At 74.3% G+C, this 13,373-nt stretch carries 14 protein-coding genes and 1 riboswitch; of the genes, 7 read left to right on the top strand and 7 right to left on the bottom strand.

Annotation, left to right across the window (positions count from 1 at the left end; genetic code table 11):
- Positions 1-310 precede the first annotated feature (310 nt).
- Positions 311-1,849, top strand: a complete 1,539-nt coding sequence (locus ACF068_RS23005; RefSeq protein WP_392276151.1) for a phytoene desaturase family protein — start codon at positions 311-313, stop codon at positions 1,847-1,849.
- A gap of 61 nt (positions 1,850-1,910) precedes the next feature.
- Here the strand turns inward: ACF068_RS23005 and ACF068_RS23000 are convergent, their stop codons facing one another.
- The 6 genes from ACF068_RS23000 to ACF068_RS22975 form a co-directional block, all read right to left on the bottom strand.
- Positions 1,911-2,705 carry a hypothetical protein gene (locus tag ACF068_RS23000; protein WP_392276150.1) on the bottom strand — a complete coding sequence of 265 codons (795 nt, stop codon included), beginning with the start codon at positions 2,703-2,705 and terminating at the stop codon, positions 1,911-1,913.
- 52 nt (positions 2,706-2,757) lie between these two features.
- Entirely contained in the window at positions 2,758-3,672 is a 915-nt protein-coding gene (gene metF, locus ACF068_RS22995) for a methylenetetrahydrofolate reductase [NAD(P)H] (protein WP_392276149.1), read from the bottom strand.
- Between the two features lie 122 nt (positions 3,673-3,794).
- Positions 3,795-4,445 carry a thiamine phosphate synthase gene (thiE, locus tag ACF068_RS22990; protein ID WP_392276148.1) on the bottom strand — a complete coding sequence of 217 codons (651 nt, stop codon included), beginning with the start codon at positions 4,443-4,445 and terminating at the stop codon, positions 3,795-3,797.
- 113 nt (positions 4,446-4,558) lie between these two features.
- A complete protein-coding gene (locus tag ACF068_RS22985; RefSeq protein WP_392276147.1) occupies positions 4,559-4,924 on the bottom strand; it encodes an Rv2175c family DNA-binding protein in 366 nt (121 codons plus the stop codon).
- A gap of 61 nt (positions 4,925-4,985) precedes the next feature.
- Entirely contained in the window at positions 4,986-6,191 is a 1,206-nt protein-coding gene (locus tag ACF068_RS22980) for an NAD(P)/FAD-dependent oxidoreductase (RefSeq protein ID WP_392276419.1), read from the bottom strand.
- 40 nt (positions 6,192-6,231) lie between these two features.
- Positions 6,232-6,573 carry a hypothetical protein gene (locus ACF068_RS22975; RefSeq protein WP_392276146.1) on the bottom strand — a complete coding sequence of 114 codons (342 nt, stop codon included), beginning with the start codon at positions 6,571-6,573 and terminating at the stop codon, positions 6,232-6,234.
- A gap of 50 nt (positions 6,574-6,623) precedes the next feature.
- Positions 6,624-6,737, top strand: a riboswitch (TPP riboswitch).
- Between ACF068_RS22975 and thiO the strand changes: the two genes are divergently transcribed.
- The 6 genes from thiO (at position 6,735) to ACF068_RS22945 (ending at position 12,632) form a co-directional block, all read left to right on the top strand.
- Positions 6,735-7,940 carry a glycine oxidase ThiO gene (gene thiO, locus ACF068_RS22970; protein ID WP_392276145.1) on the top strand — a complete coding sequence of 402 codons (1,206 nt, stop codon included), beginning with the start codon at positions 6,735-6,737 and terminating at the stop codon, positions 7,938-7,940. It overlaps the preceding riboswitch by 3 nt.
- Positions 7,937-8,137 carry a sulfur carrier protein ThiS gene (thiS, locus tag ACF068_RS22965; RefSeq protein WP_392276144.1) on the top strand — a complete coding sequence of 67 codons (201 nt, stop codon included), beginning with the start codon at positions 7,937-7,939 and terminating at the stop codon, positions 8,135-8,137. Before thiO ends, thiS begins: the two co-directional genes overlap by 4 nt.
- A 3-nt stretch (positions 8,138-8,140) precedes the next feature.
- The gene (locus ACF068_RS22960; RefSeq protein ID WP_392276143.1) at positions 8,141-8,935 is read left to right on the top strand and encodes a thiazole synthase; all 795 of its coding nucleotides are present in this window, start codon (positions 8,141-8,143) and stop codon (positions 8,933-8,935) included.
- 152 nt (positions 8,936-9,087) lie between these two features.
- A complete protein-coding gene (gene pknB, locus ACF068_RS22955) occupies positions 9,088-11,037 on the top strand; it encodes a Stk1 family PASTA domain-containing Ser/Thr kinase (RefSeq protein WP_392276142.1) in 1,950 nt (649 codons plus the stop codon).
- 6 nt (positions 11,038-11,043) lie between these two features.
- On the top strand, positions 11,044-11,937 hold the full coding sequence (locus ACF068_RS22950; RefSeq protein ID WP_392276141.1) for a deoxyribonuclease IV: 894 nt from the start codon (positions 11,044-11,046) through the stop codon (positions 11,935-11,937).
- 74 nt (positions 11,938-12,011) lie between these two features.
- On the top strand, positions 12,012-12,632 hold the full coding sequence (locus ACF068_RS22945) for a DUF4396 domain-containing protein (protein ID WP_392276140.1): 621 nt from the start codon (positions 12,012-12,014) through the stop codon (positions 12,630-12,632).
- Between the two features lie 17 nt (positions 12,633-12,649).
- Here ACF068_RS22945 and ACF068_RS22940 read toward each other — a convergent pair whose 3' ends face one another.
- Positions 12,650-13,282 carry a sulfite oxidase-like oxidoreductase gene (locus ACF068_RS22940; RefSeq protein ID WP_392276139.1) on the bottom strand — a complete coding sequence of 211 codons (633 nt, stop codon included), beginning with the start codon at positions 13,280-13,282 and terminating at the stop codon, positions 12,650-12,652.
- Positions 13,283-13,373 lie beyond the last annotated feature (91 nt).

The raw sequence follows: 13,373 nt of genomic DNA, 5'->3' as shown, positions 1-13,373 counted from the left end.
CCGTGCGTTCCCCCGGGGAGAGCCCCGACCCCCGTGTCCCCCCGTCGGTCTCCGGGCTCTCCGTCACGCACCCCCGTTCCGGCAGGTGCGCGGTGCCGTTTCCGCCGCCCCGTGTCGGCGGTGCCGGCCCCGCGCCCCTTCCGTGGTCCCCACTCTTCCGTCCGGGCGGGGCCGGCCCCATCCGCGTACCTACTCATCTCGACGGCTAGGTACGGGTACTCAGAGGCCCGTGTTCCTGCCCACGCGCGCGTGGGCCCGGCCGGCCGGGCTGTCGGCGGGGCCGGACGGGGGGCCGGATAGGGTCCGTCCCATGGCACGGATTGTGGTGATCGGCGCGGGGATGGGCGCCATGGCGGCGGCGGCCCGGCTGGCGGTCGCGGGCCACCGGGTGGCGGTGTACGAGCGGTCGGCGACGTACGGCGGGGCGGTCGGCCGGCTGGAGCGCGAGGGTTTCGCCTTCGACACCGGCCCCGGGCTGCTGCACCTGCCCGCCGTGTACCGGGACCTGTTCGTCAAGACCGGCAAGGAGCCGCTGGAGCGGTGCGTCCGCATGGCGCAGGTCGACCCGGCGAGCCGGCACGTCTTCGCCGACGGTACGGCCGTGTCGCTGCCGAACGCCTCCCGGGCCGGAATCGTCTCGGCGCTGGACGCGGCGCTCGGCGCGGGGGCGGGGGCGCGCTGGGGCGAGTTCCTGAACCGGGCGCGCGACGCCTGGGACCGGTCCCGGAGGCCGCTGCTGGAGGAGCCCTTGCCGGCCGACGTGGCACCGTTCGGCCGCGACCCGTACCCGGCGGTCAGGACCGGTCTGCTGCGCCGTTCCGCGGCCACCCTGGCCGAGGTGGGCCGGCGGGAGCTGCGCGACGCGCGGCTGGCCGCCCTGCTGGAGAGCCACGCCCTGGCGTACGGCTTCGACCCGGTGACCGCTCCGGCCGCCGCCGCCGTGCTGCCCTACATGGAGCAGACCTTCGGGACCTGGTACGTGGCGGGCGGCATGCGCGCGCTGGCGGACGCGGTGTACGAGCGGTGCCGGCAGCGCGGGGTGGAGTTCGTCCTCGGCACCGAGGTGACCGGGGTCCTGGTGGAGGACGGCCGGGCCGTCGGCGTGCTCCCGGCCGGCCGGGAGCCGGTCCGGGCGGACCACGTCGTGGCGGGCGCCCCGCTGCCCGGGCTGTACCGCGACCAGGTCCTGGAGTGGGAGAGCACCGACGAGTGGCCGCGCCACCAGCGGGGTGTGCCGACCGGCCGGGTCACGGTGTGCCTGGCGCTGCGGGGGGCGCGGGAGGCGGACGCCGTCCACCGGACCGTGGTGCACTCGGCGGACCGGGAGGACGAGCTGGACGCGCTCGCGCGGGGGCGGCTGTGCGAGCGCCCGACCGTGACGGTGCTGCGCCCGGACGACGAGCTGCTGCGCCCGGACGCGGACCACGAGGCGGTGACCGTGACCGCGACGGTCGCGGCGGGCGGGGCGTGGGCGTCGGACAACTTGTGGGGCACGGGCGGGGCGGCGGGCGGGGAGCCCGCGGTGGCGGCCGCCGTGGAGGCGTTCGCCGACCGGATGGTCGAGGCCGCCGCCGCTGCCGTGCCCGGCCTGCGGGAGCGGCTGCTGTGGCGGGTGGTGCGCACCCCGGCGGACACGTTCCGGGAGACGGGCGTGTACCAGGTGCCGGGGCCGGCGCTGGCGGGTGCGCGGGGCGCGCTGCTGCCCGCCGCGAACCCGGGGCCCGTCGGCGGGCTGTACTTCGCGGGAGGCTGGGCGCATCCGGGCGGCGGGCTGGCGCACGCCGGGATGTCGGGCGCGCTGGTGGCGGGGCTGGTCGTCGAGGGCGCGGACTTCCGCGGCTCCCGGTAGCGGCGGCCCGGGGCCACCGCGGCCCCGGCCGTGCGCCGGGCCGGCCGGAGGCGAGCGCCGGTCAGTAGCGGTAGGGGTCGCCCTGGCCGGGGTCGTAGCCGTACGGCGACTGCTGCGGGGGCTGGTCCTCCCCGTCGCGCTGCTGCGGCACCCACACACCGCCGGGCGGGGTCTCCCTGCCGTACTGGCTCGTGTAGGGGTCGGCGGTGTACTGCGGCTGTGCGCCGTAGCCGATGTCGTAGGGCGCGGTGCCGACGTACGGGTCGGAGTAGGCGGCGTAGCTCTGCTCGCCGGTGCCGTAGTCGTACGTGGCGGTCGTGGCGTAGGTGCCCTGCTGGTCGTAGCCGGTGGGGGCGTAGCCGCCGAAACCGCCGTCGTAGGCGGCCGCCTGGGCGGGCTGGGGGGCGGGGGCGGGCTCGCCGTAGGGCTCGCTGTAGACGCCGTACTGCCCGGTCTCGTCGGGCAGCGGCTCGGGGGCGTAGACGGCCGTGGACTCGGCGGCCGCCGGCTCCCGCTCGTCGTCGTAGGCGAGGCCGGAGACCTCCAGGGTCGGCCCGGCGGGGGCGGCGGCCCCGGCCTTGCGACGGCGGCTGGCGCCGGGGCGGCCGCCGATCGCCCAGCCGGTGGAGAAGCCGCGCCGGAAGGAGAGCGTGACGCAGGTCTGGCCGATCGCGAAGGCGATCGCGCCCGCCGCGATCACGGGGACGGACGGCAGCAGCACGCCGAGGACCACGCCCAGGAAGCCCGCGAAGGCGAGCAGCCGCCAGCGCAGCCGGGCCTTGTACTGCAGGAGCACCTCACCGAGCAGCCACAACGCGACGATGCCGAACGCGATGTAGAGGACCGTCCAGCCCATGCCCGCCCCTCTCATGCGGCCTCCCGCCCCGGGAGGTGGCGGGTACGGCCGGTCAGGACTGCTCGTGCAGTCCGAGATTCTCGTAGATCTCGAGCGTCGCCGTGGAGTTGTTCAGCGTGATGAAGTGCAATCCGGGGACGCCCTCGGAGAGCAGCCGCGCGCAGAACTCCGTCGCGTACTCGATGCCAATGGAGCGTACAGCGGCCGGATCGTCCTTGACGGCGAGGATCCGCTCTTTCAGGTCGGCCGGGAAGTGGGCGTTGCTGAGCTGGGCGAACCGTTCGATCTGCTTGACGCTGGTGACGGGCATGATCTCGGGGATGATCGGCGTCTCGCAGCCCCTGGCCGTGACCCGGTCGCGCAGCCGCAGGTAGTCCTCCGGCTGGAAGAACATCTGGGTGATCGCGTAGTCCGCGCCCGCCCGGCACTTGTCCACGAAGTGCCGGATGTCGGTCTCCCAGTCGGTGGAGCGGGGGTGCATCTCGGGGAAGGCGGCGACGCCGACGCAGAAGTCGCCGGACTCCTTGATCAGCCGGACCAGATCGGCGGCGTACCGCACGCCCCGGGGGTTGGGGACCCACTCGCCCATCGGGTCGCCGGGCGGGTCGCCCCGGACGGCGAGGATGTTGCGGATGTCGGCGTCGGCGTACTGGCCGATCATGTTCCGCAGTTCGGCGATCGTGTGGTTGACGGCGGTGAGGTGCGCGACCGGGGTGAGCGTGGTGTCGGCGGCGATCTCCTGTGTGGCCTTGACCGTCCCGGCCCTCGTGGACCCGCCGGCCCCGTAGGTGACGGAGACGAAGCTGGGGGCCACCGCTTCGACCCGGCGCAGCGCGTTCCAGAGGTTCCGCTCGCCCTTCTCGGTTTTGGGCGCCCAGAACTCGAAGGAGTACGTCGTGCCGGTCGCGAGCAGATCGCGCACCGTCCGTGCGCGGTCCGTCCTGGTGGAAGGTGTGCCAAGGGCCATACGGGCAGGTTAGCCACGGGTCGGGCGTCACCCAACCGGAGCAGGGGGATTTGTCTGCTTTTGCCGGGCTGTTGTCCACCCCTTGGACAGTCGTGGACACCCTGGGCCGGCGACGGCGGTTCCTAGGCGGAGCGTTCCCGGATCCGCTTCGCCAGGGCCGCGGTGGCCGTGGCGGGGTCGTCCGCCTCGGTGATCGCCCGGACGACGACGATCCGGCGGGCTCCGGCGTCCAGCACCTGGTCCAGGTTGTCCGCGTCGATGCCGCCGATGGCGAACCAGGGGCGGTCCTGGTCCAGCGACGCGGCGTACCGCACGAGGTCCAGCCCGGGCGCGTACCGCCCCGGCTTGGTGGGGGTGGGCCAGCAGGGGCCGGTGCAGAAGTAGTCCACGCCCGGCTCGGCGACCGCCGCGTCCACCTCGGCCTCCGCGTGCGTGGAACGGCCGATCAGGACGTCCTCGCCCAGGATGGCGCGGGCGGCCGGGACGGGCAGGTCGCCCTGACCCAGGTGCAGCACGGCTGAGCCGGCGGCGTGGGCCACGTCGGCCCGGTCGTTCACCGCGAGCAGGGTGCCGTGCCGGCGGCAGGCGTCGGCGAACAGCGCGAGGTGCTCCAGCTCCTCACCGGCCTCCATGCCCTTGTCGCGCAGCTGCACGACGTCCACGCCGGAGGCGAGCACCGCGTCCAGGAACTCGGGCAGGTCGCCCTGCCGCTTGCGGGCGTCCGTGCAGAGGTAGAGCCGGGCGTCGGCCAGTGCGGCGCGTGCGGTGGACATGAGGTGTTCCCCCCGTGGGTGCGGCGGTGTCCGGGCCGGGAGGGCTCCCCCGGCCCGGACACCGCCTGGTGTCGGTGTTCCGCCCGGCCTGCCCGCCGGGCCCTGCCTGGACGTCAGACGGCGAGCGCCTGGGCGCGGCGCTTCACCTCCGTGCCGCGATTCTCGCTGAGCGCCTGCGCGGGCGTGCCCGGCAGGGTCGGGTCGGGAGTGAAGAGCCACTCCAGCATCTCTTCGTCGGTGAAGCCGTCGTCCTTCAGGAGGGTCAGGGTCCCGGCGAGACCCTTCACGACCTTGCCGTCCTTGATGAAGGCGGCAGGCACCTGGAGCGTCCGGTTCTCACCCCGGCGCACGGCGATCAGCTGGCCCTCCTTGACCAGCTGCCGCACGCGCGTCACCTCGACGTCGAGGAGTTCCGCGATGTCGGGCAGGTGGAGCCAGGCGGGGACGAGAGCATCGATCTTTGCGTCAATCTCGGTCACGGGACTAGCGTGCCATCCCGCGCTGACAGCCGGTAGCCGGGCTACGCCGGACCGGCCCGCGCTACCCCCGGGCGGCCGACTTCAGCGGGACGGCCGGGTCCGCGGCGAGCGCGGGGTCCAGCACGGTGCCCGCCTCGATGAGCTTGCGCCCCTGCGCCAGGTCCCGGGGCCGGCCGACGGCCAGCAGCGCCACCAGGGCGCCCTCGCGCAGCCACACCACCGACCAGGCGGCGCCGGCCGGGTCGCCCCGCCACACCATCGTGTCGGCGGTCCCGTGGTGGCCCGCGTACTGGACGAACCGCCCGAACTGCTCGGACCAGAAGTACGGCACCGGGTCGTACGGCCGCGGCGCGTCCCCGACGATGGCGGCGGCCACCGCGCGCGGGCCCTGGAGGGCGTTGTCCCAGTGGTGCACCACCAGCCGCTCGCCGTAGCGGGCGGACGGGAAGGAGGCGCAGTCGCCCACGGCGTACACGTCGGGAGCGGACGTCCGGAGGTGGTCGTCCGCGACGATCGCGCCCTCCGGGCCGAGGGCGACGCCGGAGCCGGCCAGCCAGCCGGTGGCGGGCCGGGCTCCGATGCCGACGACCACCGCCCCGGCGGGCAGCAGCCGGCCGTCCTCCAGGGCGACCTCGCCGGGTTCGACGTGCCCCACGCGCGCGTGCGTCAGGAGCGCGGCGCCGCTCTCCTCGTACCAGGCGGCCATCGGTGCGGCGACCTCGGCGGGCAGCGTCCCGGCGAGCGGCCGGTCGGCGGCCTCGACGACGGTGACCGCGCAGCCGGCCTCCCGGGCGGCCGTGGTGAACTCGGCGCCGATCCAGCCGGCGCCGACGACCACCACGTCGTGCTTCTCCGCCAGGACCGGACGCAGCCGCTCGGCGTCGTCCAGGGTGCGCAGCAGGTGGACCCCGCGCACGCCCTCGGCGCCGGGCAGGGCGAGGGGCACGGCGCCGGTGGCGATGACCAGGACGTCGTACGGGACGGGTCCGGAGGCGGTGTCGACCTCATGGGCGCCGGGGCGCAGGGCGGTCACCTCGACGCCCAGGCGCAGCCCGATGCCGAGCGCCTCGAAGTCCACGTCGAAAGCGGAGCCCTCCGCCGTGCCCAGGAGGACCGCCTTGGACAACGGGGGCCGGTCGTACGGCTGGTGCGGTTCGGCCCCGATCAGCTGCACGGGGCCGGTGAAGCCCTGCTCGCGCAGCGCCACGGCCGTCTGCACCCCCGCCATTCCGGCACCCACGACGACCACGCGCCGCTCTGCTCGCATCCGCTCGTTCACCCGCCCACCTTATGCATCTGACGATTCGTCAGGAAGGGAGCTCCTCCACCACACTGGTGCCGGCGCCCTCCTGGGACTCCCATGCCCAGGTCTCCTCCAGCCGAACGCGCCCGTCCGCCAGTTCCACGACCGTGGACAGGCAGTGCCCCGACGCCGTCCGCCCGTCGCGCTTCAGCTGGACGTACCGAAAGTCGAGACGATCTCCCGTCCGGGTTCCCACCAGGTGCCCGCGCACCACGTCACCGCCCGCGTACTCGGCCCAGACGCGGCCGTCCTCCTCGTGGTACGTGAACCGGGTCGCCGTGCCGACCTGACCGGGAGCCTGGTCCGCCACCGGTGAGAGGACGAGTCCGTCGAGCGACCGCGCCACGGTGAAGCTCCCTTACTGCGGGTTGCCGGCTGGGGTTAGTCTGGCCACCGTAGAGCACTCGCGGGAGCCCGGACGCACCGGGCTGAGAGGGAGGCTGGGACGGCCTCCGACCGTACGAACCTGATCCGGGTCATGCCGGCGAAGGGAGGGGCTGGACGCCCATGCATCCACGTACCACGGGTCCACGTACGACCTCGGACGTCCTCGTCGTCGGGGGCGGCATCATCGGCCTGGTCACGGCCTGGCGGACCGCGCAGCGGGGTCCGCGCGTCACCGTCGTCGACCCCGCGCCGGGCGGCGGGGCGGCGCAGGTCGCGGCCGGCATGCTCGCCGCGGTCACCGAACTGCACTACGGGGAGGAGACCCTCCTCGGGCTCAACCTGGAGTCGGCGCGCCGCTACCCGGACTTCGTCGCCGAGCTCCAGGAGGCGGCCGGCGGGACGGACGTGGGCTACCGCTCCTGCGGCACGCTCGCCGTCGCCCTGGACGCCGACGACCGCGCCCACCTGAAGGAACTGCACGCCTTGCAGCAGCGCTCGGGCCTGGACTCGGAGTGGCTGACAGGCCGCGAGTGCCGGCGCCTGGAGCCCATGCTGGCGCCCGGCGTGCGCGGCGGACTGCGGGTGGACGGCGACCACCAGGTGGACCCCCGGCGGCTGGCGGCCGCCCTGGTCGCCGCCTGCGAGCGGTCCGGGGTGGCGGTCCACCGCGCCCGGGCGGAGCGCCTCGTGGTGACCCGGGAGCGGGCGGCCGGCGTTCTCCTGGAGGACGGCACGGAACTGGCCGCCGGGCAGGTGGTGCTGGCGGCCGGGAGCCTGAGCGGCCGGTTCGGCGGCGTACCGGAGGAGGTGCTGCCGCCGGTACGGCCGGTCAAGGGGCAGGTGCTGCGGCTGTCCGTGCCCCGCGCCTACGCGCCCTTCCTGAGCCGCACGGTCCGTGCGGTCGTACGCGGCAGCCAGGTGTACCTGGTGCCGCGCGAGAACGGCGAACTGGTCGTCGGCGCCACCAGCGAGGAGCTCGGCTGGGACACCACGGTCACCGCGGGCGGGGTGTACGAGCTGCTGCGCGACGCCCACGAGCTGGTGCCCGGCATCACCGAGCTGCCCCTGACCGAGACCCGCGCGGGGCTGCGCCCCGGTTCTCCCGACAACGCGCCCCTGCTCGGCCCCACCGCCCTGCCCGGGCTGCATCTGGCGACCGGGCACTACCGCAACGGGGTGCTGCTGACCCCCGTCACCGGGGACGTGATGGCCGCCGCGCTGACCACCGGGGAGCTCCCGGAGGAGGCCCGGGCGTTCACCCCCGCGCGCTTCCGGTCCGCCTCCCCCGCCCCGTCCCCGTCCCTCTCTCCAGCAGGAGTGTCATGAACGTCTCCGTCAACGGCGAGGCCCGACGGCTCGCCGGCCCCACCACCCTCGACGCCCTGGTCGCCACCCTCACCTCGGCGCCCTCCGGGGTCGCGGCCGCCGTCAACGAGATGGTGGTCCCGCGCAGCCAGTGGACCGGGACGCTGCTCGGCGAGGGCGACCGGGTCGAGGTCCTCACCGCGGTCCAGGGGGGCTGAGCCATGGCCGACGACCGTCTGACCATCGCCGGGACCACGTTCGACTCCCGGCTGATCATGGGTACGGGCGGGGCGCCCAGCCTCGACGTGCTGGAACGCTCCCTGGCCGCCAGCGGCACGGAGCTGACCACCGTGGCCATGCGCCGCCTCGACCCGACCGTGCATGGCTCCGTGCTGTCGGTCCTCGGCCGCCTCGGGATCCGCGTCCTGCCCAACACGGCGGGCTGCTTCACCGCGGGCGAGGCCGTGCTCACGGCCCGCCTCGCGCGGGAGGCCCTCGGCACCGAGTGGATCAAGCTGGAGGTGGTCGCGGACGAGCGGACGCTGCTGCCCGACCCGGTCGAGTTGCTCGACGCCGCGGAGACGCTGGTCGACGACGGCTTCACCGTCCTGCCGTACACCAACGACGACCCCGTGCTCGCCCGCAAGCTGGAGGACGTCGGCTGCGCGGCCGTCATGCCGCTGGGCTCGCCCATCGGCTCGGGGCTGGGCATCCGCAACCCGCACAACTTCCAGCTCATCGTGGAGCACGCGCGCGTGCCGGTGATCCTGGACGCGGGGGCCGGTACGGCGTCCGACGCGGCGCTGGCGATGGAACTGGGCTGCGCGGCCGTGATGCTGGCGTCCGCCGTGACCCGTGCCCAGGAGCCGGTCCTGATGGCGGAGGCCATGCGGCACGCGGTGGAGGCGGGCCGGCTCGCGTATCGGGCGGGGCGGATCCCGCGCCGGCACTTCGCGGAGGCCTCCTCCCCGGTGGAGGGCCGCGCCGCCCTGGACCCGGAGCGGCCCGCGTTCTGACGGCCCCGCCCCGGCGCGGGGCCGTCACCGCGGGCGCCCGCTCCGGGGGGGGCGGGCGCCGGGGGCCGCCGGTGTCACAGCTCGGCTGCAGTCCAGGCCGGGGCGGGTACGGGGCGGCCGGGGTGTCGGTACGGGCTCGTAGACTCGGGCGGGTGGATACGACCCTGCACGACCCCCTCGTCGGCCAGCTGCTCGACGGCCGCTACCGGGTCGACGCGCGCATCGCCGTCGGTGGCATGGCCACCGTCTACCGGGCCCTGGACACCCGGCTCGACCGGGTGCTCGCCCTGAAGGTGATGCACCCCGCCCTCGCCACCGACGCGACGTTCGTGGAGCGGTTCATCCGCGAGGCCAAGTCCGTGGCACGGCTGTCGCACCCCAATGTGGTCGGGGTGTTCGACCAGGGCGCCGAAGGGGCGTACGTCTACCTGGCCATGGAGTACGTCGCCGGGTGCACCCTCCGCGACCTGCTGCGCGAGCGCGGGGCGCTCCAGCCCCGGGCGGCGCTCGACATCCTGGAGCCGGTGCTCGCCGCGCTGGGGGCCGCGCACCTGGCCGGGTTCGTCCACCGGGACATGAAGCCGGAGAACGTCCTGATAGGGGACGACGGCCGGGTCAAGGTCGCCGACTTCGGGCTCGTCCGGGCGGTCGGCGCGGCCACCAGCACCACCGGGTCCGTGCTGGGCACCGTGTCCTACCTGGCGCCCGAGCAGATCGAGCACGGCACCGCCGACACCCGCGCCGACGTGTACGCCTGCGGGGTCGTCCTCTACGAGATGCTGACCGGCGCCAAGCCGCACGCGGGCGACACACCCGCCCAGATCCTCTACCAGCACCTCAACGCGGACGTCCCGCCGCCCTCCGCCGCCGTCCCCGGCCTCGCGGCCGACCTGGACGACCTGGTGGCGAGCGCCACCGCCCGCAACCCCGACGTCCGCCCGCACGACGCGGTGGCGCTCCTGGCCCTGGCCCGCGAGGCGCGGGCGGCGCTCGGCGACGAGCAGCTCGACCTCGTACCGCCCCAGGCGGGCCCGGCCGCGGAGGGCGCCGAGCGCGCCGGCGGCGGCTCCGAGGACCCCACCAGCGTGATCGCCCGCCCCACGCCCGGCGACGACGACGGCGTCCGGCGCACCAGCCGGCTCACCATGCCGCCGCGGCCGGGCCCCGCGCCGGAGCCGGTTCCCCGGCGCGGCGTCCGGGGCACCGTCCTCGACACCCGCCGCGGACTGGTCGCCGCCCTCGTCGCCGTCCTGCTCGTCCTCGCCGTCGGCGGAGGCGTCTGGTACATCAACTCCGGCCAGTTCACCCGCGTCCCCACCCTGCTCGGCCAGAGCCAGGCCGAGGCGGAGAAGCGGCTCGCCGACGCCGGGCTGGAGGTCGAGGCCGTCGAGCGGGACTACAGCAGCGCCTACGAGCGGGGCACCGTGATGGCCGCCGACCCCGCCCCCGGCGAGCGCGTCCGGGGCAACGGCTCGGTGACCCTCACCGTCTCGCGCGGCCCGGAGATCGTGAAGGTCCCGAACCTCAAGGGGCTGCCGCTGGCCGAGGCCAAGCGGGAGCTGACCAGGGCGGGGCTCGCCCCGGGCAAGGTCACCCGGGCGTTCAGCGAGGAGTTCGAGCAGGGCAGCGTGATCCGCACCGACCCGAAGGCGGGCACCGGGCGCAACCCCGACTCCGCGGTCGCCCTGGTCGTCAGCAAGGGCGCCCCCGTCGACGTACCGGACGTCACGGGCGACACCGTCGGCGACGCCACCCGTACGCTGGAGGAGGCCGGGCTCACCGTGAAGGTCGCCGCGGCGCGCGTGCACTCCAGGCAGGAGGCGGGGAGCGTGGCCGCCCAGTCCCTCTCGGGCGGCAGCGAGGCCGCCAAGGGCGACACGGTCGTGCTCACCGTCTCCAAGGGCCCCCGCCTGGCCGACGTGCCCGACGTCACCGGCAAGAACGTCGACGACGCCACCCGGGAACTGGAGCGCGCCGGCTTCGAGGTGAAGGTCGAGAAGAGCTTCCCGTTCCTCGGCGACACCGTGGACAGCCAGTCCGTGGCCGGCGGCGACCGGGCGCCCGAGGGCAGCACCATCACCATCACGACCAAGGGAATCTAGAAACACATGATCGGCCAAGGCCCCGGCCCCGTCCGGCCGGAGGGCACCCGCAATCCGGTCGGCAGTCACGTCCCCGTGGCCGGCGGCCTCGCGAAGACCGGCCTCGGGTACGCGCGCGAGATCGGCGCGGAGGCGGTGCAGGTCTTCGTGGCCAATCCGCGCGGCTGGGCCACGCCCACCGGGAACCCGGCCCAGGACGAACTGTTCCGCGAGGAGTGCGCCCTCACCGGCATCCCCGCGTACGTCCACGCGCCCTACCTGATCAACTTCGGCTCCCACACCGAGGCGACCGTCGAGTTCTCCGTGGCGTCCCTGCGGCACTCGCTGCGGCGCGCCCGGGACATCGGCGCCCTCGGCGTGGTCGTCCACACCGGTTCGGCGACCGGCGGCCGCCCCCGGGAGGAGGCGCTGGCCCAGGTGCGGACGCACCTGCTGCCGCTGCTGGACGAGCTGACACACGACGACGACCCGTTCCTGCTGCTGGAGTCGACGGCCGGGCAGGGTGCCTCGCTCTGCTCCCGCACCTGGGACTTCGGCCCGTACTTCGAGGCGCTCGACGCCCACCCCATGCTGGGCGTCTGCCTGGACACCTGCCACGTCTTCGCGGCCGGCCACGACCTGACCGGCGAGCACGGCGTCCGGCAGACCCTGGACCTGCTGGTCGACACGGTCGGCGAGGGGCGGCTGAAGCTGATCCACGCCAACGACTCCAAGGACGTCGTGGGCGCCCACAAGGACCGGCACGTCAACATCGGCGCCGGTCACATCGGCGAGGACCCGTTCCGTGAGCTGATGCGTCACCCGGCGACCGACGGCGTCCCGCTGGTGATCGAGACCCCCGGCGGCAAGGAAGGACACGCGGCCGACATCGAGCGGCTGAAGAAGCTCCGGAATAGTTGAGGAATACCCCTGGGGGGTATACGGTTTCTGCTATCGGCAGGAACCGTCACCGCCACCTGACCTTGGGGGCTCTCATGCGGCACGAACGTCACACCCCGCACGGCGAACAGGCACAGCACGACGAGCACGGCCGGCACCACCGGCACGACACCCCACAGCACCACGCACCACAGCACGAACACCAGGAACACCAGGAACACCAGGAACACCGCGGACACCAGAACCACCACGGGCATCATGAGCACCACGGCGCCACCGGCAAGGTCAGCTGGTCCACGGCCGCCCAGGCGACCCTCCACTGCCTCACCGGCTGCGCCATCGGCGAGGTCCTGGGCATGGTGATCGGCACGGCCCTGGGCTGGGGCTCCCTGCCGACGATGGTGCTCGCCATCGCCCTGGCGTTCTTCTTCGGCTACGCCCTCACCCTGCGCGGCATCCTCCGGGCCGGCGTCGACTTCCGGACCGCCTTCCGGGTGGCCCTGGCGGCCGACACGCTGTCCATCGCCGTCATGGAGCTGATCGACAACAGCGTCCTCGTCCTGTGGCCCGGCGCCATGGACACGCACCTCACGGACGCGTTCTTCTGGGGCGCCCTGGCCGTCTCCCTCCTCGCCGCGTTCGTCGTCACCACACCCGTCAACCGGTGGATGATCGGCCGCGGCAAGGGCCACGCCGTGGTGCACCAATACCACTGAGGGGTATCCGGCGGGCGTCAGAGCTCCGGGCCGTCCCCCGGCTCCTCCTGGTAGGAGTACCGCTGCTCCCGCCACGGGTCGCCGATGTTGTGGTAGCCGCGCTCCTCCCAGAAGCCGCGGCGGTCGGCGGTCATGTACTCCACGCCCCGGACCCACTTGGGCCCCTTCCACGCGTAGAGGTGCGGCACGACGAGCCTCAGCGGGAAGCCGTGCTCGGCGGTGAGCAGCTCACCGTCCTTGTGCGTGGCGAAGATCGTGCGGTCCGACGCGAAGTCGGAGAGCCGCATATTGGCGCTGAACCCGTACTCCGCCCACACCATCACATGGGTGACGCCGGCGGCCGGCGGGGCCAGCTCCAGGACCGTACGGGCGGGGACCCCACCCCATTCGGCCCCGAGCATGCTGTACTTCGTCACGCAGTGCAGGTCCGCGACGACGGTCGAGAACGGCAGCGCCGAGAACTCCTCGTGGGTCCAGCAGTGCTTGTCGCCGCCCTCCGTGGCGCCGAAGACCCTGAACTCCCAGCGTTCGGGCCTGAACTTGGGGACCGGCCCGTAGTGGGTGACCGGCCAACCGCGCTGGAGCCGCTGTCCCGGCGGAAGCTCGGACCCCTCCGCTGCCCGGTTTTCCCCGCTCCCTGGCTGACCCATGCCTCAATGGTGACAGACCGGGAGGGGTGGTCATGACCAGGGACGAGGCACATTCGGGCAACTCCTACTAAGCGTGCACTTACTGGACGCC

The sequence above is a fragment of the Streptomyces sp. NPDC016309 genome, assembly GCF_043077235.1.
Taxonomy (GTDB): Bacteria; Actinomycetota; Actinomycetes; order Streptomycetales; family Streptomycetaceae; genus Streptomyces.
Note: the sequence above shows the minus strand (reverse complement) of the source record. Positions and strands in the feature narration are given on the sequence as shown.